This is a genomic window from Cellulosimicrobium sp. KWT-B (assembly GCF_002127155.1).
GTDB lineage: Bacteria > Actinomycetota > Actinomycetes > Actinomycetales > Cellulomonadaceae > Cellulosimicrobium > Cellulosimicrobium funkei.
Genome location: NZ_NEDO01000002.1, coordinates 152,934 through 173,021, shown reverse-complemented (window position 1 = coordinate 173,021; position 20,088 = coordinate 152,934). Strand labels below are relative to the sequence as shown.

The window sequence follows — 20,088 nt, the reverse complement described above, 5'->3', positions numbered from 1 at the left end:
CGGGCGGTCAGGGCAGGACGTCGGCGAGCGCGTCCTCGACGGGGCGGTCGCCGCCCACGAGGTCGAGCACGAGTCCGGCCGAGCGGGGCTCGTGGAGCACCGCCGCGAGCACGAGCGCGACGTCGTCGCGCGTCACGTCGGACCGCTCGCCCACGGCGGCGCCGGGCTTGCGCCGCTTGCCGCGCGGCTTGTCGCCGTCGCCCACGGGGGCGAGGGCCACGAGCCCGACGCCCGGGTCGTCGGTGAGACGGCCGGGCCGGACGATCGTCCACTGCAGGTCCGTGCGGGCGCGCAGGTCGTCCTCCGCGGCGGCCTTCGCGCGCAGGTAGGCCCAGAACACGTCGTCGACACCGTCGGGGCGCTCGTCGGCGCGGGCCGCCTCGACGCCCCGCGACGAGACGAGGACGTAGCGCCCCACCCCGGCGCGCTCGGCGGCGTCGGCGAGGAGGGCCGCGCCCGCGCGGTCGACCGCGTCCTTGCGCGGTGCCCCGCTGCCGGGTCCGGCGCCCGCGGCGAACACGACGGCGTCCGCGCCCTCGAGCTCGAAGGACACCGCGACGGCGTCGTCCTTCTCGAGGTCGACGAGCGCGACGTGCGCGCCGAGCTCCGTGAGATCCGTGATCTGCGCGGCGGACCGCACGAAGGCGACGACGTCGTCCCCGCGCTCCACCAGCGTCCGGGCCAGGCGACGGCCCACCTGGCCGTGACCTCCCGCGATGACTGTGCGCATGGGCCGAACGTATCGCCGCACGCGCGTCCGCGCCCGACGAGCGGGCGGCGTGCGAGGGTCGTCACAGGAGGGGGTTGCGCTGCCGGGCGCGTGGTCCCCCACGTACCCCCACGTCGACCGCGGCCCGGCAGCGCGGTCCTCAGGCGGCGTCCCCCGAGCCGCCGAGGACGACGGGGGTCTGCGGATCGAACCGGTAGCCGAGCCCGCGGACCGTGGTGATGACGTGCTCCAGCCCGAGCTTCTCGCGCAGGCGTCGCACGTGGACGTCGATGGTGCGGCTGCCGCTCGCGACCTCGTGGTCGGCCCACACGGTCTCCAGCAGCTCGGCGCGCGTCACGACGCGGTGCGCCGTGCGCGCGAGGTACGACAGCAGCTCGAGCTCGCGGAAGGTCAGGCGCGCGGAGCGGCCCTCCACGGTGACCGTGCGCCCCGCGGGGTCGATGACGACGCGCGGCACGGGCGAGAGGGTCGCGAGCCGCTCGCGGAACGCGGCGATGTCCTGGACGGGCGACGTCGTCGCGGTCGTGGGCTCGGCGAGGGCGAGCGCCGTGTACGTCTCGGCGCTCGGCAGCCAGTCGCGCGCGAGCTCGCCCAGGGCCTCGGCGAGCTCGACGAGCTGCGCCTGCGGCTGCTCGCCCGGCGCGGCGTCGACGCCGACGTAGAGCACGAAGCCGGGGTTGCGCCGCGGGGCGGCCGGCTCGGGTGCCGCCGCGCGAGGCGCGGGGGCGGTCCGCGGGGCGGTGGTGCGCGGCGTCGTCGCCCGGACGGCGGGGACGCGGGCCGACGGCGTGCGGCGTGCGGTGCGGGTAGCGGTGAGCGTCATGGGTGGCTCCGGGTGCGTCGGGCCGACGGCGATGCCGGGAGTCCGGCGGGTCGGCAGGGGTCGAGGGCTGAACCGAGGTGCGGGAGAGGGTTCAGGCCTGACAACAGACGCACACGACCGCGCCCGGGAGCACGCCGGACGGCGCGCTGACGGGACGGGTCGAGGTGCTCACGGGAGCGAGCATGGCAGCGGAGCGCACGGCACGCCAAGAGGAGCCGTGGAAGTTCTCAGCATGCGGACCGCGGCGATCTCGCGTTCCGGGCGTGCCGAGCGGGCGCCGGGACGTCCCGGCGGGTGTTCGTGCAGGTGGGAGGGTCAGACGACGCCGTACAGGCGGTCGCCCGCGTCGCCCAGCCCGGGCACGATGTACGCCTTCTCGTCGAGGCGCTCGTCGACCGCCGCGACCACGAGCTGGACGTCGACGCGCTCGCCGACCGCCTTCTCCAGCACCTGGATGCCCTCCGGGGCGGCGAGCAGGCACACGGCCGTGACGTCGCGCGCCCCGCGCGCGAAGACGTAGTCGATCGCCGCAACCAGCGTGCCGCCGGTCGCGAGCATCGGGTCCAGCAGGAACACGTGCCGGCCCGTGAGGTCGTCGGGGAGGCGGTTCGCGTACGTGACCGCTTCGAGCGTCTCCTCGTCGCGCTGCATCCCGAGGAACCCGACCTCCGCCGTGGGCAGGAGGCGCGTCATGCCCTCGAGCATGCCGAGGCCCGCGCGCAGGATCGGCACGACGAGGGGGCGCGGCTCCGCGAGGCGGACGCCGACCGTCCTGGTCACGGGCGTCTCGATCTCGTGCGGCTCGACGCGCACGTCCCGCGTCGCCTCGTACGCGAGGAGCGTGACCAGCTCGTCGACGAGGAGCCGGAACGTCGAGGACGTCGTCTCCTTGTTCCGCAGGACGGTCAGCTTGTGGGCCACGAGCGGGTGGTCGGCGACGTGCAGGCGCATGGTGACAACGGTATCGGACCGCGGGCCGTCCGCCGTACCGGCCGGTAACCGGTCCGCGCACGGGGTGGGCGCCCGGTCGCTAGCCTGGTGCGGCCCGCTCCTACCGACCGGAGGTCCCGTGCCCGACGACGTCGCCCACCCCGGCGAGCCGGCCCACCCGGGCGGCCCCGCCCGCTCGGGCGACCCCGCGCACCGGGGCGACCTCGCGCACCCGGAGGAGGGGACGGCGTCGGGCACCGTGCCGCGCGGGCTCGCGATCCCCACCACGGAGGGTGCGTTCCCGCCCGCCACGGTCGCGGGGCGCCGCCGGACGTGGGACGCCCTCATGGGCCTCGCGCTGCACGAGGCGACCCACGCGCTCGCGAGCGCCGACGTGCCCGTGGGGGCGGTCGTCGTCGGGCCCGACGGGCGGCTGCTCGGCGTGGGGCGCAACCGGCGCGAGGAGACGGGCGACCCGACCGCGCACGCCGAGGTGCTCGCGCTGCGCCAGGCCGCCGCGACGTGGGGGGAGTGGCGCCTCGAGGGCTGCACGCTCGTCGTCACGCTCGAGCCGTGCGTCATGTGCGCGGGCGCGCTCGTGCTGGCGCGCGTCGAGCGGCTCGTGCTCGGGGCGTGGGACCCGAAGGCCGGCGCGACCGGCTCGGTGTGGGACCTCGTGCGCGACCAGCGCGCGAACCACGCCGTCGAGGTCGTCGGCGGCGTGCGCGAGGACGAGTGCGCACGGCTGCTCCGCGACTTCTTCGGCGCGCAGCGCTGAGCGCACCGCCCCTGCGCAGCCTCCCGCCACGACCCGGCGCCGTCCTACCTCCCCACCGCTCGTGGGTCGGTCGCCTCAGCGCGCGAGCGCCTCGGCGAGGGCGGTGAGGGTCTCCGTGGTGCCGGCCTCGATCTTGAGCGTCGCGAGCGGGTCACCGCGCGTCCAGCCGCGGTTGACGATCACGACCGGCTTGCCGTCCTTCGCCGCGTGCCGCACGAACCGCAGCCCGCTCAGCACCGTGAGCGACGACCCCGCGACGAGGAGCGCGTCGCCCTCGTCGACCATCGCGAACGCACGGTCGACCCGCTCGCGCGGCACGTTCTCCCCGAAGTACACGATCTCCGGCTTGAGCACCCCGCCGCAGAACTCGCACGGTGCGGGCCGGAAGTGCGACGTCTGCTCGATCACCGCGTCCGCGTCCGGCGCGATCTCCACGTCGCCGACGTCGCCGACGCTCTCCAGGAACCCCGGGTTGAGCGCGGTCAGGCGCTCGGCCAGGTGCTCGCGCGAGATGACGCGCCCGCACTGCAGGCAGATCACCCGGTCGTAGCGGCCGTGCAGGTCGATGACGTTGCGGCTGCCCGCGTCCTCGTGCAGCAGGTCCACGTTCTGCGTGATGAGCCCGACGAGCACGCCCGCGTCCTCCAGCCGCGCCAGCGCCCGGTGGCCCGCGTTCGGGTGCGTGCGGTGCACGTGCTGCCACCCGACGTGGTTGCGCGCCCAGTAGTGGCGGCGGAACGCCTCGTCCTGCACGAACTGCTGGTACGTCATCGGGTTGCGCGGCGGCGAGTCCGGGCCGCGGTAGTCCGGGATCCCCGAGTCCGTCGACACGCCCGCGCCCGTGAGCGCCGTGACCCGCAGCCCCCGCAGCAATTCCACAGCGTCCTCGACCGTCCCCGTCCGCGGCGCGGGCTCCGCGCCCGCCGGCGGCTGGCTCGGCCGCCACGCGAGCCGCGACGACAGGGTCGGGACGGCGGACGGCAGGTCTGCGGCCGACGTCGCCACGTGCGCGGGGGAGGCGGTCGTCGGTTCGGTCGGGTCGGTCGGGGACGGTGCGGTCGGGTCGGTGGGCACGTCTCCCACGGTACGACGAGAGCGGGGCAGAACCCCGGCCCGCCGAGGTAGTCCTGGTCACCCCGAGGGAGACCCGAGGCCCCGCGAGATAGAGCCGTGGTCGGGCGAGGTAGAGCCCTGGTCCACGCGAGGTAGAGCCGTGGCTGGGCGAGGTAGAGCCCAGGTCCACGCGAGGTAGAGCCGTGGTTCACGCGAAGGAGAGCCGCGGTCGGGTCGGTAGAGCTGTGACCACGCCTCTACCTCGCGTGACCGGGGCTCTACTTCGCGGGACCGGGGCTCTACCTCGGCGGAACGCGCGGGCCGGGATTCCGGCCCGGGCGACATGCTGTCAGGACTCGGTGATCGTGCCGGAGGTCGTGCTGCCCTCCGTCGTCGCGCCGTCCTCCGCAGCGCCATCATCCGCAGCGCCGCCCCCAGCCGTGCCGGGCCGACGCGCGGCGCCGCCCGGGCCTGCGGTGCCCGTCCACTCGCCCGCGACGGCGGTCACCGAGCCGGACGGGGCGGTCACCGTGTAGGTCTCGCCGGCCGTCACGTCGGGGGAGGAGACGACGACGTTCGCCGTCTCCTTGGTGACGGTGAGCTCGGCGACGACGGCGCCGTCGGCCGCCGTGACGGTGACGGTGTCGCCCGCGCTCGCGGAGACGTCGGCGGCGAGCCAGCCCTGCTCGGAGTCGGTGGCCGGGACGACGACCATCCCCGCGCTGCCCGCCGCGACGAGCGAGCCGCCGGAGACGGTGAACGTGCCGTTCACGTCGAGCGCGCCGTTGCCGTCGTTCGTCGGGCCCTGGACGACCGTCTCGCCGCCCGTGACCGTGAGCGACCCGTTCGAGTCGATCCCGTCGCCGCCGGCGTCGATCGTGAGCGTGCCGCCGGAGATCGTCAGCGACGAGCCGTCGTCGGCGTCCATGCCGCCGCCCGCCATGCCGCCTGCCCCACCGCCGGGGCCGCCCTGCGGCAGGTCGCCGCCCTGCGGGGGCTCGGGCATCTCGCCGTCGGCCGGCATCTCCGGCGGGGTGCCGCCCGCCGTGCCGCCCGGTGCACCGTCCGGCGGCTCCGGCATCGTGCCGTCGGCCGAGCCGCCCGCCGCCGAGCCGCCTGCTGCCGTGTCGCCTGTCGCCGTGTCGCCCGCCGCCGAGCCGCCCGCCGCCGCGTCGCCCTCGACGGTGCCCGTCGTCGACCCGACCGTCGCGTTGAGACCGTCGTCGCTCGCCGTCACGTGGACGTCACCACCGGAGATCGTGAGGGTCGCGCCCTCGATGCCCTCGACGGACGTCGTGACGGTGAGGTCGCCGCCGGAGACGGTGACGTCGCCGTCGGCGTGCACGCCGTCGTCGCCGGACGTCAGCTCGACGGTCCCGCCCGAGACGGACACGGCGCCGTCCGAGTGCAGCGCGTCGTCGGCGGCGTCGACGGTGACCGTCGCGTCGTCGCCGACCACGACGCCCACGTCGCCCTTGAGGCCCTTCGCGGAGGCGTCCTCGCTCACGTCGGCGCCCGCACCGCCGGCCGCGGTGACGGTCAGGGTGCCGCCGGAGACGACGGCGTCCGTCACCGCCTGCACGCCGTCGTCGCCCGACGTGACGGTGACGTCCCCGCCGCGCACGTCGACGAAGCCGAGGGTGTCGTCGCCGTCCTCGGTGGACTTCAGCCCGTCCTGCGCGGCGGTGACGTCGAGCGTCCCGCCCGTGACGACGAGGTAGTCCTTGCCGCGCAGGCCGTCGTCGCCCGCGTCGACGGTCAGGTCGCCGCCCGCCACGACGAGGCCGTCCTTCGAGACGATGCCGTCGTTCGCGTGCGACGTCACGGTGAGCGCGCCGTCGCCGCCGATCACGAGGTCGGCCGTCGAGAACAGCGCGCCGTCGGGCTCGCCGTCGGCGTCCAGCTCGGAGGGCTCCTCGGCGTCGGTGAGGCTGTTCGTCGAGCCGTCGGCGAGGACCACCGCGACCTTCTCCGCGTCCTGCACGTTCACGGCGGCGTTGGTCGGGGAGGTGATGTCGGCGTCGTCGAGCACGAGCTGGACGAGACCGTCCTCGGCGGTGTCGACGACGACCTGCCCCTCCAGGGTGCCGCTCAGCACGTACGTGCCGGGGGCGGTCACGGTGACGGTCGCGCCGTCGACGGTCGCGCCGTCGCCGTTCACGGTGGCGGTGCCGCCGTCGAGCGCGACGGTCGTCGCCGACGCCTCGTCGACCGCGAGGTCGGCGTCGTCCACCGTCACCTCGGCGTTGTCGGCGCGCGCCTCCTCGGGGGTGAGGCCGGCGACGGCGTCGGACGCTGTGGTCGCGCCGTCGCTCGCGGTCGTGCTCGCGCTCGCGGACGTGTCGTTCGTCGCGGCGTCGCTGCCCAGGACCGAGCAGCCGGCGAGGACGGCGGCCGCCGCGGCCGCGGTGAGGTACGTGAGGGGTCGTCGGATGCGCATCACAGGCTCCTGTCGTCGTGCCCGGGGGTGCGGGCGGGGTGTCGGGCGAGGTGGTGGTCGGGAGTCCGGTCGGACGTCGTGCCGCCCGGGGAGAGGGTGAGGTGGCGGCGGATCACGCGCCGCCAGGGGCCGTCGGGCAGGTCGGGGCGCAGCAGCGCCAGCCCGGTGCCGTACTTCGAGATCCGCTCGGGGCGGTGCCCGTGCTGCCACAGCAGCCGGTCGAGGTCCGACGGCGTCGAGCCGCCCTTCGTCTCGACGACCGCCAGGTGGGTGACGGGCCAGGAGAGGGGCCGGGCGCCGTCGGGCCGGTCGAGCTCCCACGTGAGCCCGGTGTCGACGGTGGCGCGCGCGGCGCCGTCGGGCCGGGGGAGAAGGAGCGTCGTGCGGCGGTACCGCGACACGAGGCCGGGTGCCAGCGCGTGCTCCGGCACGCCGTCGATGCCCTCGGCGGCGAGCGTCCGGTGGACGAACTCCTGCCCGCCGTCGAGCGCCGTCGGGCAGTCGTGGGCGACGCGCTGCTTGAGCGTCGTGCCGCGCGCGGCACGCGTCTTGACCTCGAGGAAGCTCGTCCCGGAGTCGAGGTACGTGCGGGTGCGGACCTTGAACCGCCGACGGCGGCGCGTCGCCGTGAGGCGGAACGACGCGAGGTCGGGCGTGTCGAAGTACACCGACTCGTAGGCCGCGCTGCGTGCGCCGTCGATCTCCAGGACGCGCGCGGCGGTCGTGCGGGCGAGGGCGTCGAGCACGGCGACCGCGTCGTCCACCGGCAGGACGTACTTGCGGTCGACCCGGGCCAGGAGCGCGGCCGTCCCGACGAGCTCGTCGAGGTCCACCCCGGCGAGCGGCTGCAGGGCGGCGCGCACGCGGTCGTCGGCCGGGAGGGTCTGCGGGCTCATGCGCGCGCCCCCGTCCGGGCGGGGAGACCGTCCGGGGCCGTGGCGGCCACGCGGAGCGGCGCGGCGTCGGCTGCGAGCGGGGGGACGCCGTCGGGCAGGACGGCGGGACGGGCGGGGCGCGCGCCCCGGCGCGGCGTACGCGGCGCGGTCCAGCGGACGTCGACCCAGGTCGTGTCGTTGACGAGGTCGAGGCGCTGCACGCTCACCCCGCGGACCTCGGCGCCGAGCAGCTCCTCCAGGTAGCGCGTGAGCTCGGCGGGGTCGGCGAGGGCGCGGTCGACGACGACGGTCTGGCTCTGCGCGCGGCGCAGGACGCGCGGGTGGTCGACGACGGCCATCACCCCGACGACGAGCGCCATGCCCGTGAGGGACAGCCAGCCGGTGGCCGCGCCGAGCCCGCCGAGGAGGCCCAGCGCGAGGGCCGCGAAGTAGTAGGCGACCTCGGTCTGCGAGAGCTCGGTCGAGCGGAGGCGGATGATCGACAGGACGCCGAAGAGCCCGAGCCCCAGCCCGGCGCCGACGCTGCTCGTCGCGAGCGTCGCCGCGACCGCGAGCACCCCCACGTTGACGCCGAGGTACGCGACGACGAGGTCGCGGCGCCGGTGCCGGGGGAAGTAGAGGCCGAACGCGAGGACGGTGACCGCGACGAGGTCGACGAGGTACAGGACGGGCTGGGACACGAGGCCTCCGGGTGCCGGGGCGCTGGGCGCCGTGGTCGAGGACGTCCCCATTCCGCCGGGCGAGCCTGTGCGGTCGCTGTGGAGGGCACAGGGTGCGTGTATGAGTTCCCTCGGACCCCTCGACCGCGCGACTCGCGCTGCTCCGCAGGGCGGTGACCGGCGTCACGACCCCGTGCCCAGGCGGTGATGTTAGCCTCACCTAAGTCACCGACGAGAGGTTGTCATGTCGACCACCACCGCGCCCGCCCCGCGGCGCGCCCGCCCCCAGACGGTCCTCGAGGTCCTCGAGACCGCGTGGCTCTCCCCGCACCTCGTGCGCGTCGTCGCCGGGGGCGACGGGTTCGCCGCGTTCACGACGAACGAGCACACCGACAAGTACGTCAAGATCTACTTCGCCAAGCCCGAGCTCGGCCTCGAGCCGCCCTATGACGTCGCGGCGCTGCGCGACACGCTCGCGCCCGAGGACGTGCCCGTCACCCGCACGTACACCGTGCGCTGGGTCGACGAGGCGGCGCAGCGGCTCGCGATCGACTTCGTCGTGCACGGCGACGAGGGCCTCGCCGGGCCGTGGGCCGCGCGCGCGAAGCCCGGCGACCGCCTCGTCCTCTCCGGCCCCGGCGGCGGGTACCTGCCCGACCCGGCCGCCGACTGGCACCTGCTCGCCGGCGACGACTCCGCGCTCCCCGCGATCGCCGCCGCGCTCGAGGCCATGCCGCGCGACGCCGTCGGGCACGCCGTGCTCGAGGTCGGGACCGAGGCGGACCGCCTGCCGCTCGAGGCGCCCGACGGCGTCGAGGTCACCTGGGTGCTGCGCGGCGACGCGCCCGCCGGGACGACGACGCTCCTGCCCGACGCCGCCGCCGACCTCCCGTGGCGCGAGGGCCGCGTCCACGTCTTCGCGCACGGCGAGCGCGGGGCCATGAAGGCCCTGCGGCGCGTCTTCACCGAGCGCGGCGTGCCGCGCTCCGACCTGTCGCTCTCCGGCTACTGGGCCTACGGCCGCGCGGAGGACCGCTTCCAGGCGGAGAAGCGCGAGCCCGTCGGCCAGATCTTCGAGGACTGAGGAGTCCCATGCATCGCACCAGCACCACCCGCCCCCGCCGCGCGCTCGCGGCCGTGTCCGCGCTCGCCGTCCTCGCGCTCGCCGCGTGCTCGTCCGGCGACGGCTCCGGCGACCCCACGCCGTCCGGCAGCACCACCGCCGACGGCGCCGCGGACACCTTCCCGGTGACCATCCCCACCGCGTTCGGCGACGTCGAGATCCCCGAGGAGCCGGAGCGCGTCGTCGCGCTCGGGTGGGGCGACGCCGAGACCGCCCTCGCGCTCGGCGTCCAGCCCGTAGGCGCGAGCGACTGGCTCGCGTTCGGCGGCGACGGCGTCGGCCCCTGGCTCGCCGACGCGTACGACGAGTCGCCCGAGATCATCGGCACCCTCGAGCCGTCGTACGAGCAGATCGCCGTGCTCGACCCCGACGTCATCCTCGACGTGAAGTCGTCCGGCGACCCCGAGCGGTACCAGCGGCTCTCCGAGATCGCCCCGACCGTCGCGATCCCCGAGGGCGGCGAGGCCTACCTCACGCCCATGGAGGACCAGGTCGGCATGATCGCCGCCGCCCTCGGGCGCAGCGAGGCCGGCGACGAGCTGCTCGCCGAGGTCGACGACGCGTTCGCCGCCGCGCGCGACGAGCACCCCGAGTTCGCGGGCAAGACCGCCGTCATCGGGTCCTACTGGGCCGAGGGCTTCGGCGCCTACGTCTCGACCTCCAGCCGCGGCGAGTTCATGCAGGGCCTCGGGTTCGACACCAAGCCCGAGATCGACGAGGCCGCCGGCGAGGAGTTCTCCGCCACCCTCGGCACCGAGAACGTCGACCTGCTCGACGCCGACCTCACCGTCATCCAGCCCATCGGCTTCACCGCCGCCGACGTCGAGGCCCTCCCGATCTTCCAGACCGTGCCGTCCGTCGCCGACGGCCGCTACGTCGTGTTCGACGACAAGGACCTCTCCAACGCCTTCTCGCTCGGCACGCCCACGGCCGTGATCTACGCGATCGACAACGTCACCCCGCTGTTCGCCGAGGCGCTCGCCGGGAAGTGACGCCCGTGCCTGGCGGCGGGGTGCGCGACGCCGGCGCGGTCCGGCGGCGGGTGTTGCCCGACGGCGCGGGGCGGGCCGGGTGGTCCGGCTCGCGCGGGCGTCAAGCGGGGTGTGCGTGACCCGGCGCAGGACCGGCTGACCGGCCGATTCGGTGTCCGGGGGTATGACCAGGTATCCTTCCTGGGCCGGGTATCCCGGCGAGGTAGCGTGTCCGAGCGGCCTAAGGAGCACGCCTCGAAAGCGTGTGTGGGTGAAAGTCCACCGTGGGTTCAAATCCCACCGCTACCGCCACCCGAAGGGCCCCACCCGCAGAATCATGCGGATGTGGGGCCCTTCGTCATGTGGGGGTCACCGGAAACTCACCTGTTTCGTGCTCGGTGGACGTCGACCCCGCCGCCGAGATCAGCTGGTCGATGACGACCCGCAGGTCCGGGGCGACGTGGGTGCGCTTCACGTAGTGCCGGACGGTCGTGCCCTCGTCGGTGTAACTGAGCGCGGCTTCGTCGCGGTGGTCGGCCAGGCGGGTGGGAGCCTGCGCTCTGTTCGCACTTGCTGCGTGAACCCCCACCCGCCGACCGGATCCGTGGACGACGAAAGGCGGCCCCAGATCAGGTTGGGGGCCGCCCTTCGCGTCGTGACGGCGCCGCTCAGTGCGTCGCGAGCTTCTGTGTGCCGTGCTGCGGCGCGTCGCGCCGCACCGCCGCGATGAGCGCCGCGAGCTCGGGCACGACCCGGGGCTCTTCACCGAGGGCGGCTTCGACCTGGTCGATTTCTTGCGGCGTGAGGTGGATGACGCGGTCGCGGAGCAGGACGTCGCGAGCGTGTTCCATCGCGGCGCCCAGGACGAACGCGGACACGTCCTGTTGCTGCATGGCGGCGGCCTCGCGGATGGTGGTCAGCGCTTCCGGGGACAGGCGCATGTTCAGGCGCTCTGACCGCACGTTTGCGGCAGGCATGGTGGCTCCTCGTGTCACGCGTCGGGTGACGTGGCGGTCTCGTGGCGTACATCCACTGTACGCACGTGGTACGTACGGATCAACTCGGATCGGCCGCAGCGAACGTGGCGCGAAGGTCCTTAGTGGTGAGAAACAGGCTGAGGTCGTGATCGAGGAAGCGGCGGAATCCGTGCTTCAGGTAGAAGCAGGCTGCGTCCTCGTGGAGGGCATGTACGACGACGATCTCGAACCCGATGGCGGTTGCGGCGTCGACGAGCTTCTGCAGGGCGTCGAAGAGGAGCACGCGGCCCACGCCGTTCCCTTGGTAATCGACGTCCACCGCGAGCCGCGCGAGGAGCATTGCCGGCGCAGGGTAGCGGCGTGCGCGGCCGATCGCGGACGAGGCGTCGGCGGCCGACAGCTCGAACGTCCGCATCGAGTAGTACCCCGCGATGCGTCCCGCCTGCTCGTCGAGGAGCAGCGTCGTGCGGACGTTGTCCCGTCGCTCACTCTGCCCCGCGAACCGAGCGAGCCAGTCGTCGAGCTCCGGCTCGCCACAGGCGAACGGATGGAGCTTGAGGGCTTCGGGGCTGAACGGTCGCGCGATGAGCATCCTGACGAGTGCCTTCCGTACACCTGAGCGAGAATTCCGGCCACTCTACGGGGCGCCGGCCACACGCGAAGGGGGTGCCACGCAATACCGAGGCTGCGTCGTCGTACCCGTCCGGCCCCGTCCTTCGGAGAGGCGGCGAGGCGCTGCGCGGATCACCAGCAGGACAGCGCGCCGGGTGGTCGCACGCGCCCCGGGGCGGCTCCTTTCGCGAGTCGTCCAAGGTGGCGCCCGCCGCTGGCGATGAGTTCCCCTCTGCGCAGCGGTCTGCCGTGCAGACCGTCGGAGCTGAGGAGGACGCGATGAAGCTGTTGCTCACGTCAGGGGGAGTCACGAACCCGACGATCGAGGGGGCGCTCGTCGGACTGCTGGGCCGGCCGATCGGTGAGTGCTCGGCGCAGTGCATCCCGACGGCGTTGTACGGCCACCCGTGGGTGGGGCCGGGGAAGAACGCCCGGGACTTCATCACGGGGGAGTCGGACCACATGGCGGGGCTCGGGTGGGGGTCGGTCGGCGTGCTGGAGCTGACGGCGCTGCCGAGCATCCCCGCAGAGCGCTGGGTGCCGCTCGTCCGGGAGACGAACGTGCTGCTGGCCGCGGGCGGTGACGCGGGCTACCTGGCGTACTGGATGCGACGGTCGGGGTTCGCGGACCTCGTGCCGTCGCTCACCGAGACGGTCTACGTCGGGATGAGCGGCGGCAGCATGGCCCTGACGCCGCGCATCGGCGAGGAGTTCGTGGGGTGGGAGCCGCCCGACGGCGAGGACGCGACGCCGCTGGGGCTCGTCGACTTCTCGATGTTCCCCCACCTGGACCACCCGGACCTGCCTGACAACACGGAGGCCGCGGCGCGGCGCTGGGCAGCCGCCCTGGGCGGGCGGGCGTACGCGGTCGACGACGAGACCGCCTTCGTGGTCGACGGCGCGGTCGAGGTCGTGTCCGAGGGCATCTGGCACCGCCTGGCGTGACCCCGAGCCGGCTCGACCCGGCCCCGGGCTCGACCCCGCGCCGAGATCGACCCGCTCCGCCGTCGGGCCGACCCTCACGCCGAACGGTGCGACGCCCGCACGACGGCCGTCGCGGACGCGATGCCGAGCACGAGGAACGCCCCGGCGACGAGCAGCGATCCGCGGGTCGCGTCGGCGAACCCGGACGCGAGCGCGTCGACGACCTCGGGTTCCTGCGGCCCGAGCTCGCCGTGCGTGCCCTCCGCGCGCAGCTTCGCGATGACGTCGCCGGCGGAGCCGCTCGTCGCGTCGGCGAGGCGCGTGACCTCGGCGTCGGGCAGGCCCTCGCCGTCGAGGGCCGCGGGCACGGCGCTCGCGAGCAGGACGGCGAGCGCGGTCCCGACGAGCGCGGTCCCGAGCGCGGAGCCGACCTGCCGCGCCGTCGACTGCGTGGCGGAGCCCTGGCCGGACTCCTCGGCGGGGACCTGCACGAGGGTGGTGCTGGTGAGCTGCGCGGAGGCGAGGCCGAGCCCGACGCCGTAGACCACGAGCAGGGCCGCGAGCAGCCACGGGGAGACGGTCGCGGTGACCGTGAGCGCGACGGCGGCGACCCCGACGATCTCGAGCGCGAGGCCGATGACCACGACGAGCGGGGCGCCGACGGCGGCGGCGAGGTGACGTGCCGACGCGCCGGAGAGGAACGCGCCGAGCGCCATCGCCGCGAGCACGAGCCCGGCGCCCATGGTGGACAGCGCGAGCACGTTCACGAGGAAGAGCGGCAGGACGAAGATGATGCCGAACTCGCCGACGGCGACGGTCGTCGCGGTGACGTTGCCCCACCGGAACGTCGGGATGCGGAAGAGCGTGAGGTCGAGCAGCGCGGACCGCCGCACCCGCGCGCGGTGCCGCTCCCACACGACGAAGAGCACGAGCAGGAGCAGCCCGGCCGCGAGGAACACGGGGGTCGGCGAGACGGGCGCGGACGCCGGCCAGGTCGCGCCGAGCAGCTCGACGTCGCCCTTCGGGCTCCACCAGCCGAACGTCTGGCCCTCGATGAGCCCGAACACGAGGCCGCCGAACCCGAGCGCGGACAGCAGGAGCCCGACGAGGTCGAGCCCGGGGGCGAACGCGTGCGCCCGGGTCTCGGGCACCCAGAGGTAGGCACCGACCACGACGAGCGCGCCGACGGGGACGTTCACGAGGAAGATCCACGGCCACGTGAACGACGTCGTGATCCACCCGCCCGCGAGCGGGCCGACCGCGGCGGCGCCCGAGATGACGGCGCCCCACACCCCGAACGCCGCGGCCCGGTCCTTGCCGCGGAACGTCGCGTTCACGGTCGACAGGGTCGAGGGCAGGATCGCGGCCGCGCCGAGGCCCTGGGCGAGCCGCCCGACGATGAGCGAGCCGCCGTCGTCGGCCGCGGCGGCGAGCAGCGACCCGGCGAGGAAGACGACGACGCCCACCACGAGGAGCCGCCGTCGCCCGAGCCGGTCCCCGAGACGGCCCGACGAGAGCAGCAGCGCCGCCAGCACGACGGCGTACGAGGCGCTGATCCACTGCGCCTCGCTCAGCCCGAGGTTCAGGTCGGCGACGATGTCCGGGACGGCGACGGCGACGATCGTCCCGTCGATGACGACCATCGACAGCGCGACCGCCAGGACGACGAGCGCGCGCCACCGGTTGGCGTGGGCCCGCGGGTCGACGGCGGGTTCGTCGTCCTCGGGCGGTTCGGTCTGCGGCGCGTTCCCCTGCACGGACTCCACGGGGCCTCCCTCGTGTCGTGACGCGGCCCTGCGTCCAGGATCGCCGCGCACGCGGGGGAGCGCATCAGCAGCGCCGTGCAGGTCAGGCGCGGTGGCGCGCGACCGTCCCGGCTGCGAGGGCGCGCCACGGGAGGGGCGTCGGGCCGTGGTCGCCCGCGACGGCGCGGCGCGTGCGGGAGGCGAGCGCGGCGTCGTAGAGCGCGAGGAGCTCGGCCGCGAGGGCGTCGGGGTCGGCGGCGCCGGTCGCGGCGGCGAGGTCGCGCAGCCGGTCGACGAGCAGCCGGGTGTCGGCGGCGAGCCACCGGTACGCGGGGTGCTCGGGGTCGGTGACCTCGACCGCGGCGGCGAGGAACGCGCAGCCGCGGGTGCTCGTCGCGGTGGGGAAGCCGTCGAGCGCGTCGAAGACGGCGAGCGCCCGCGCGTCCGCGTCGTCCCCGCAGTGCTCCAGCGCCGCGTCCCAGGCGGCCCGCCAGCGCTCGTGCCGCCGCTCCAGGTAGGCCGCGACGAGGTGGTCCTTGCCCGCGAAGTGCGCGTACAGGGTCGCGGGGGAGACCTCGGCGCGGCGGAGCACGGCGTCGACGCCGGTCGCCGCGATCCCGTGCTCGACGAACAGCGCCTCCGCGGCGTCGAGCAGGCGGTCGCGGGCCGGTCGGCGTGCGTCGGTCCGGGGCATGGGGCTAGCGTAACGATCACTATGCTGAAACGATCGTTACACCCCGCCGCGCCCGCCCCGGGCCGTCTGGTCGCCGCGGGCACCGGCCTCGTCGCGGTGACGTACGGCGTCGTCCGCTACGGGTACGGCCTCCAGCTCCCGACGCTCACGACGGAGCTCGGCCTCTCGTCCGCCGCCGCGGGCGCGATCGCCGCCGGCAGCTTCGCCGCGTACTGCGCCGCCGCGCTCGGGGCGCAGCGCGCGATGGCGCGACGCTCCCCGCGCGCGGTCGTCTGGGCCGCCGCGGCGCTCGCCGCGGCGGGGGCGGTCCTGGTCGGGCTGTCGTGGTCGTCCGCGAGCCTCGCGACGGGCGTCCTTGTCGCGGGCAGCGCCGCCGGTGCGGCGTCGCCCGGGCTCGTCGCCGCGGTCGGCGCGACGGTCGACGGCCGCCGGGCCGGGCGCATGCAGGCCGTCGTGAACTCCGGGACGGGCGTCGGCGTGGCGCTCGTGGGGGCGGCGACGCTCGTCGCGCCGGACGTCTGGCGGCCCGTGTGGTGCGCCGCCGCGGTCGGGGCGGTGGTCACGGCGGCGGTCGTCGACCGGAGCGCGCGCTGGCCCGCGGCCCCCGAGTCGCCGCCCGCGTCCCGCGGCGCGGGCGAGCGGTCGCTCGCACGCGCCGGAGTCGCGGCCGCGGTGGCCGGGATCGGCAGCGCCGCAGTCTGGACGTTCGGGCGCGACCTCGTCACCGTGACCGGTGGCCTCCCCGGCCGCACGACGGCGGCCCTCTGGTGCCTCCTCGGCGCGGCGGCGGTCCTCGGCGCCCTCAGCGGCGACGCCGTCCGCGTGCTCGGCCTGCGCGGCGCCTGGGTCGTGACGGCCGTCGCGACGGCGGTCGGCACCGCCGCCCTGGCGCTCGCCCCGGGCAGCGTGCCCGTCGTGGCGGTGGCGGGCGCTCTCTTCGGCGGCGCCTACACCGCCCTGAGCGGCGTGCTCATCGCGTGGGGCACAGCGCTGCGCCCGCACGCCGCCGGGCGTGCGACCGCCGTGCTCTTCGTCGCGCTCACGGCCGGGCAGGCGGTCGGCGCGCTCGCGACGGGCGGGCTGAGCGACGTCGTCGGGCCGCAGGCCGCGTTCTGGGTGGGCGCGGCGCTCCTCCTCGTCGCGGCGGGGATCGTCCCGCGCGTGCCCGACGGCGCGAGGCCCGGTCGGGAGCGTGCCGACGGCCCGCCGTCGGCAGGACCGGGACGGTGGGCGCGCGCACGGACGGCGCGCGCACGGACGAGATGAGCCCGGTCGGGACGAGCGCGGTCGGGACGAGCACGGATGGGGCGAGCCCGGGCGGGACGGGTGCGGGCGGTGCGAGCGCGGGCGGGGCGGCTCGCCGCTACGCGTCGTCGTCGGCGGGCGAGGCGCGCACGGGCTCGCCGTCCGGGCCGAGCGGCTCGACGAGGGCGAGCTCCTCCGCCTCCGGGTCGACCCAGCGCTGGTAGCCCGGGCCGGTCCGCGCCGTCTCGAAGCGGACGGCGACGCGGCCGTCGTCGCCGACGCGCACGACCCACCCGCGCCCGTCGGCCGGGGTCGAGACGTCGAGGCCGGGGGCGAGGAGGGCGGCCGTCGTCCGGACGGGGCCTGTCGCGGCCGCGCCGGGTGCCTCTGCATCCACCGACTCTGCACCGACCGCCTCGGCGCCTATCGCCTCATCGACCGCCGCCTCAGCGCCCACCACCTCCGCGGCGATCGGGACAGAGGGGTCCTCCGGCGCGTCCGCGCCGAGCGGCAGCATGAGCTGCGCGTGCTCGGACAGCGCGTGGAACGCGACCCCGAGCAGGCGGACCGGCTCGGTGACGTCCGCGAGGCGGAGCGCGCGGTGGGCCGCGTCGCGGAGGGCGCCCTCGTCGGTCGTCGGGCGGGACAGCGTGACCGAGCGGGTGAGGGTCGTGAACGACGCGAGGCGCACCTTGACCACGACGGTGCGTGCCGCGACGGCGTGCCGCTCGAGGCGGGCCAGCGCGGCGTCGACCACCGGGTCGAGCGCCGCGGCGATCGCGGACCGGCCGTGGAGGTCGGTGTCGAACGTGTGCTCCGCGCCCGCGGACTTGCGCTCCCGCACCGTGGAGACCGGGCGGTCGTCCCAGCCGCGCGCGATCCGGTAGAGGTTGGTGCCGCCCGCCTCGCCCGCGACGAGGAGCAGCGTGTCGAGCGGCTGGCGACGCAGGTCGGCGACGGTGCGCACCCCGAGCTCGTCGAGCCGCGCGGCCGACACCGGGCCGACGCCCCACAGCGCCCGCACGGGCAGGTCGAGCAGGAACGGGTCCTCGTCGTCGGCCCCCACGACCCGGACGCCGCCCGGCTTCGCGGCCTCCGAGGCGAGCTTCGCGACGAGCTTGGACCGCCCGAGCCCGAGCGAGACGGGCAGGCCGCTCAGCTCCCGCGCCCGCTCGCGGATGCCGGTGGCGAGCGCCTCGAGGTCGGTCTCCGGCCCGACGGCCGCGGCGACGTCGGCGAACGCCTCGTCGATGCTCACGGGCTCGACGAGGTCCGTCACCTCGCGCAGCGCCGCCATGATCCGTGCCGAGTAGGCCGAGTACGCGGCGAACCGCGGCACGACGACGACGGTCGACGGCGGGCACAGCCGCCGCGCCTGCTCCATCGGCATCGCCGAGCGGGCGCCGTACTGCCGGGCCTCGTACGACGCCGTCGCGACGACGCTGCGCGGCCCCACGCCGCCGACGAGCACCGGGCGCCCGCGCAGGGACGGCCGCTGGTGCTGCTCGACGGCGGCGAAGAACGCGTCGGCGTCGAGGTGCGCGATCGTCGGGCGGGCGCGCAGCACGGGGGCGTGCGGCGCACGGTCGAAGCTCACCGCCCTACTCTGCGCCCTGCCACCGACAGCGGTAACGGTTTCGTTCGGACCCTGGCGTTTCGGGGATGTGCGCGGGTATCTTGCAGGAGACCGAACAAATCCCGGGATCCCCAGCCCGGGCCGAAGAGCAACGAGGCCTTCATGACCGATCGATCGACACCCAGCGCGGCTGCCCCCGGCCGCTCGTTCGCCAGGACCTCGCCACGACGCTCGCGCGTGGTCACGGCCTCCGCCGTCGTCGGGGCGCTCGCCCTCACGGCCGCCACCTTCGCGTCGCCCGCCGCGGCGGCGCCCCAGCCCACGGCCAAGCCGGCGGCCTCCGTCGCCGGGCCGTCGGACATCAACGGGTTCCGCAGCGTCGGCTACGTCATGGCCGACTCGCGCGTCACCCGCGACTTCCACGTGGCCGACCTCGTGCGCACCGGAGCGATCGAGGACCTCACCCACATCAACTACGCGTTCGGCAACGTCACGACCGACCTGGTGTGCGACATCGCCGACGTCCCCGGCGAGGGCGACCCCCTCAACGACTTCGTCGCGGAGGTGCCCGCCGCGGACTCCGTCGACGGCAAGGCCGACAAGCCGGGCCAGAAGCTGGCCGGCAACTTCAACCAGCTCAAGAAGCTCAAGGCCGTCAGCCCGGAGACGAAGATCCTCGTCTCCCTCGGCGGCTGGACCTGGTCGGACAACTTCTCCGAGGCGGCGTCCACCGCCGAGGGTCGTACGCGGCTCGTCGACTCGTGCCTCGACCTCTACATCGACGGCAACCTACCGGTCGTCGACGGCAAGGGCGGCCCCGGCGTCGCGGCCGGCATCTTCGACGGCATCGACATCGACTGGGAGTGGCCGGTCACCGGTGGCGAGACGGCGAACGTCCGCCCGGAGGACAAGGAGAACTTCCTGCTCCTCATGGAGGAGTTCCGTGCCGAGCTCGACGCGCGCGGCGCGACGACGGGCCAGGACTACCTGCTGACGGCGTTCGCGCCCGCGGGCGGCTGGAACGCCGGCCAGGGCGGCTGGCTCGACCCGCGCCTGTTCGCGGTCGTGGACTTCCTCAACGTCCAGGGCTACGACTTCCACGGCGGCTGGGTCCCGAACAAGACGGGCCACCAGGGCAACCTGCACCCCGACGGCGCGGAGAACTGGGGCCTCGGCCTCGACGGCGCGCTCGGCATGTACGTGAAGGCGGGCGCGGACCCGTCGCAGATCAACGCGGGCCTCGCGGCCTACGGCCACGGCTGGTACGGCGTCAAGGACGGCACGAAGGGCTGGCAGCCCGCCGCCGGGTACGTCGGCACCAAGACGTACGCCGAGCTGCGCTCGTTCGGCGGGAAGAAGTTCTTCGACCCGAAGATCGGCGCGAGCTGGCTGTACAACGGCGACCAGTGGTGGAGCTACGACGACCCGGCGTCCGTGACGGCGAAGGCCGAGTTCGTCGCGACGCAGGGTTACGGCGGCGCGATGTGGTGGGACCTCTCCGGCGACTACCGCAACGAGCTCGGCGACGCCCTGGGCTCGACGCTGCGCGCCGCGACCCCGGGTCCCGGCGTGGCCGAGGAGTGCGCGGTGCCCTGGTACGGCACGGGCGTCTACACCGGTGGTGAGGTCGTCTCGCACGAGGGTACGGAGTACAAGGCCCAGTGGTGGACCCGCAACCAGGAGCCGGGCGCCAGCAACGCCTGGAAGAAGATCGGCCCCTGCGGCACCGCGCCCGAGGTCGAGGCGGCGGTCTGCGCCCCGGCCTGGTCGCGCGAGGCCGTCTACACCGGCGGGCAGACCGTGTCCCGCGCCGGCGTGAACTACAGGGCCCAGTGGTGGACGAAGGGCGAGCTCCCCGGTTCCGTGACGTGGGGCTCGTGGGACCCGGTGGGTCTGTGCGCCTGATCTGACG

The 20,088-nt window shown here is 75.2% G+C and carries 19 protein-coding genes and 1 tRNA gene; 7 read left to right on the top strand and 13 right to left on the bottom strand.

Annotation, left to right across the window (positions count from 1 at the left end):
- Positions 1-7: 7 nt before the first annotated feature.
- The 3 genes from B9L22_RS07020 to upp form a co-directional block, all read right to left on the bottom strand.
- On the bottom strand, positions 8-730 hold the full coding sequence (locus B9L22_RS07020) for an NAD(P)-binding oxidoreductase (protein ID WP_034651883.1): 723 nt from the start codon (positions 728-730) through the stop codon (positions 8-10).
- Positions 731-869: 139 nt separating this feature from the next.
- Entirely contained in the window at positions 870-1,553 is a 684-nt protein-coding gene (locus B9L22_RS07015) for a winged helix-turn-helix domain-containing protein (protein WP_086149815.1), read from the bottom strand.
- A 315-nt stretch (positions 1,554-1,868) separates the two neighbouring features.
- On the bottom strand, positions 1,869-2,504 hold the full coding sequence (upp, locus tag B9L22_RS07010; protein WP_021482058.1) for a uracil phosphoribosyltransferase: 636 nt from the start codon (positions 2,502-2,504) through the stop codon (positions 1,869-1,871).
- A 325-nt stretch (positions 2,505-2,829) separates the two neighbouring features.
- On the opposite strand from upp, the gene B9L22_RS07005 reads away from it, so the two are divergent.
- Positions 2,830-3,261, top strand: a complete 432-nt coding sequence (locus B9L22_RS07005; RefSeq protein ID WP_074804208.1) for a nucleoside deaminase — start codon at positions 2,830-2,832, stop codon at positions 3,259-3,261.
- 75 nt (positions 3,262-3,336) lie between these two features.
- On the opposite strand, the gene B9L22_RS07000 is transcribed toward B9L22_RS07005, so the two are convergent.
- The 4 genes from B9L22_RS07000 to B9L22_RS06985 form a co-directional block, all read right to left on the bottom strand.
- Entirely contained in the window at positions 3,337-4,140 is an 804-nt protein-coding gene (locus B9L22_RS07000) for an NAD-dependent protein deacetylase (protein ID WP_043656515.1), read from the bottom strand.
- 523 nt (positions 4,141-4,663) lie between these two features.
- Entirely contained in the window at positions 4,664-6,754 is a 2,091-nt protein-coding gene (locus tag B9L22_RS06995) for a carbohydrate-binding domain-containing protein (protein ID WP_086150191.1), read from the bottom strand.
- The gene (locus tag B9L22_RS06990) at positions 6,754-7,650 is read right to left on the bottom strand and encodes a polyphosphate polymerase domain-containing protein (RefSeq protein WP_086149814.1); all 897 of its coding nucleotides are present in this window, start codon (positions 7,648-7,650) and stop codon (positions 6,754-6,756) included. The genes B9L22_RS06995 and B9L22_RS06990 overlap by 1 nt, the downstream gene beginning before the upstream one ends.
- Positions 7,647-8,330: a DUF4956 domain-containing protein gene (locus tag B9L22_RS06985; RefSeq protein ID WP_198947244.1), complete on the bottom strand. Its 684-nt coding sequence runs from the start codon at positions 8,328-8,330 to the stop codon at positions 7,647-7,649. Before B9L22_RS06985 ends, B9L22_RS06990 begins: the two co-directional genes overlap by 4 nt.
- Before the next feature lie 223 nt (positions 8,331-8,553).
- Between B9L22_RS06985 and B9L22_RS06980 the strand changes: the two genes are divergently transcribed.
- The 3 genes from B9L22_RS06980 (at position 8,554) to B9L22_RS06970 (ending at position 10,715) form a co-directional block, all read left to right on the top strand.
- Complete coding sequence (locus B9L22_RS06980; protein ID WP_086149812.1) at positions 8,554-9,393, top strand: siderophore-interacting protein; 840 nt, start codon at positions 8,554-8,556, stop codon at positions 9,391-9,393.
- An 8-nt stretch (positions 9,394-9,401) separates the two neighbouring features.
- A complete protein-coding gene (locus B9L22_RS06975; protein ID WP_086149811.1) occupies positions 9,402-10,424 on the top strand; it encodes an iron-siderophore ABC transporter substrate-binding protein in 1,023 nt (340 codons plus the stop codon).
- Between the two features lie 201 nt (positions 10,425-10,625).
- A tRNA-Ser gene (locus tag B9L22_RS06970) sits at positions 10,626-10,715 on the top strand.
- A 46-nt stretch (positions 10,716-10,761) separates the two neighbouring features.
- On the opposite strand, the gene B9L22_RS06965 is transcribed toward B9L22_RS06970, so the two are convergent.
- The 3 genes from B9L22_RS06965 to B9L22_RS06955 all read right to left on the bottom strand — a co-directional run bounded on the left by B9L22_RS06965 (position 10,762) and on the right by B9L22_RS06955 (position 11,972).
- Positions 10,762-10,992: a hypothetical protein gene (locus tag B9L22_RS06965; RefSeq protein WP_086149810.1), complete on the bottom strand. Its 231-nt coding sequence runs from the start codon at positions 10,990-10,992 to the stop codon at positions 10,762-10,764.
- A 79-nt stretch (positions 10,993-11,071) separates the two neighbouring features.
- Positions 11,072-11,380 carry a DUF1778 domain-containing protein gene (locus B9L22_RS06960; RefSeq protein ID WP_086149809.1) on the bottom strand — a complete coding sequence of 103 codons (309 nt, stop codon included), beginning with the start codon at positions 11,378-11,380 and terminating at the stop codon, positions 11,072-11,074.
- 79 nt (positions 11,381-11,459) lie between these two features.
- Entirely contained in the window at positions 11,460-11,972 is a 513-nt protein-coding gene (locus B9L22_RS06955; protein WP_086149808.1) for a GNAT family N-acetyltransferase, read from the bottom strand.
- A gap of 299 nt (positions 11,973-12,271) precedes the next feature.
- Between B9L22_RS06955 and B9L22_RS06950 the strand changes: the two genes are divergently transcribed.
- Entirely contained in the window at positions 12,272-12,937 is a 666-nt protein-coding gene (locus B9L22_RS06950; protein ID WP_086149807.1) for a Type 1 glutamine amidotransferase-like domain-containing protein, read from the top strand.
- A gap of 74 nt (positions 12,938-13,011) precedes the next feature.
- On the opposite strand, the gene B9L22_RS06945 is transcribed toward B9L22_RS06950, so the two are convergent.
- Positions 13,012-14,682: a DHA2 family efflux MFS transporter permease subunit gene (locus tag B9L22_RS06945; protein ID WP_086149806.1), complete on the bottom strand. Its 1,671-nt coding sequence runs from the start codon at positions 14,680-14,682 to the stop codon at positions 13,012-13,014.
- 82 nt (positions 14,683-14,764) lie between these two features.
- A complete protein-coding gene (locus B9L22_RS06940; protein ID WP_086149805.1) occupies positions 14,765-15,355 on the bottom strand; it encodes a TetR/AcrR family transcriptional regulator in 591 nt (196 codons plus the stop codon).
- 21 nt (positions 15,356-15,376) lie between these two features.
- Between B9L22_RS06940 and B9L22_RS06935 the strand changes: the two genes are divergently transcribed.
- Positions 15,377-16,621 (top strand): MFS transporter, encoded by a 1,245-nt coding sequence (locus B9L22_RS06935; RefSeq protein WP_086149804.1) that lies wholly within the window; start codon positions 15,377-15,379, stop codon positions 16,619-16,621.
- Between the two features lie 97 nt (positions 16,622-16,718).
- Here the strand turns inward: B9L22_RS06935 and B9L22_RS06925 are convergent, their stop codons facing one another.
- Complete coding sequence (locus B9L22_RS06925) at positions 16,719-18,197, bottom strand: DNA polymerase IV (protein WP_158097163.1); 1,479 nt, start codon at positions 18,195-18,197, stop codon at positions 16,719-16,721.
- 216 nt (positions 18,198-18,413) lie between these two features.
- Between B9L22_RS06925 and B9L22_RS06920 the strand changes: the two genes are divergently transcribed.
- On the top strand, positions 18,414-20,081 hold the full coding sequence (locus B9L22_RS06920) for a glycosyl hydrolase family 18 protein (protein ID WP_158097162.1): 1,668 nt from the start codon (positions 18,414-18,416) through the stop codon (positions 20,079-20,081).
- The last annotated feature ends 7 nt before the right edge of the window (positions 20,082-20,088 follow it).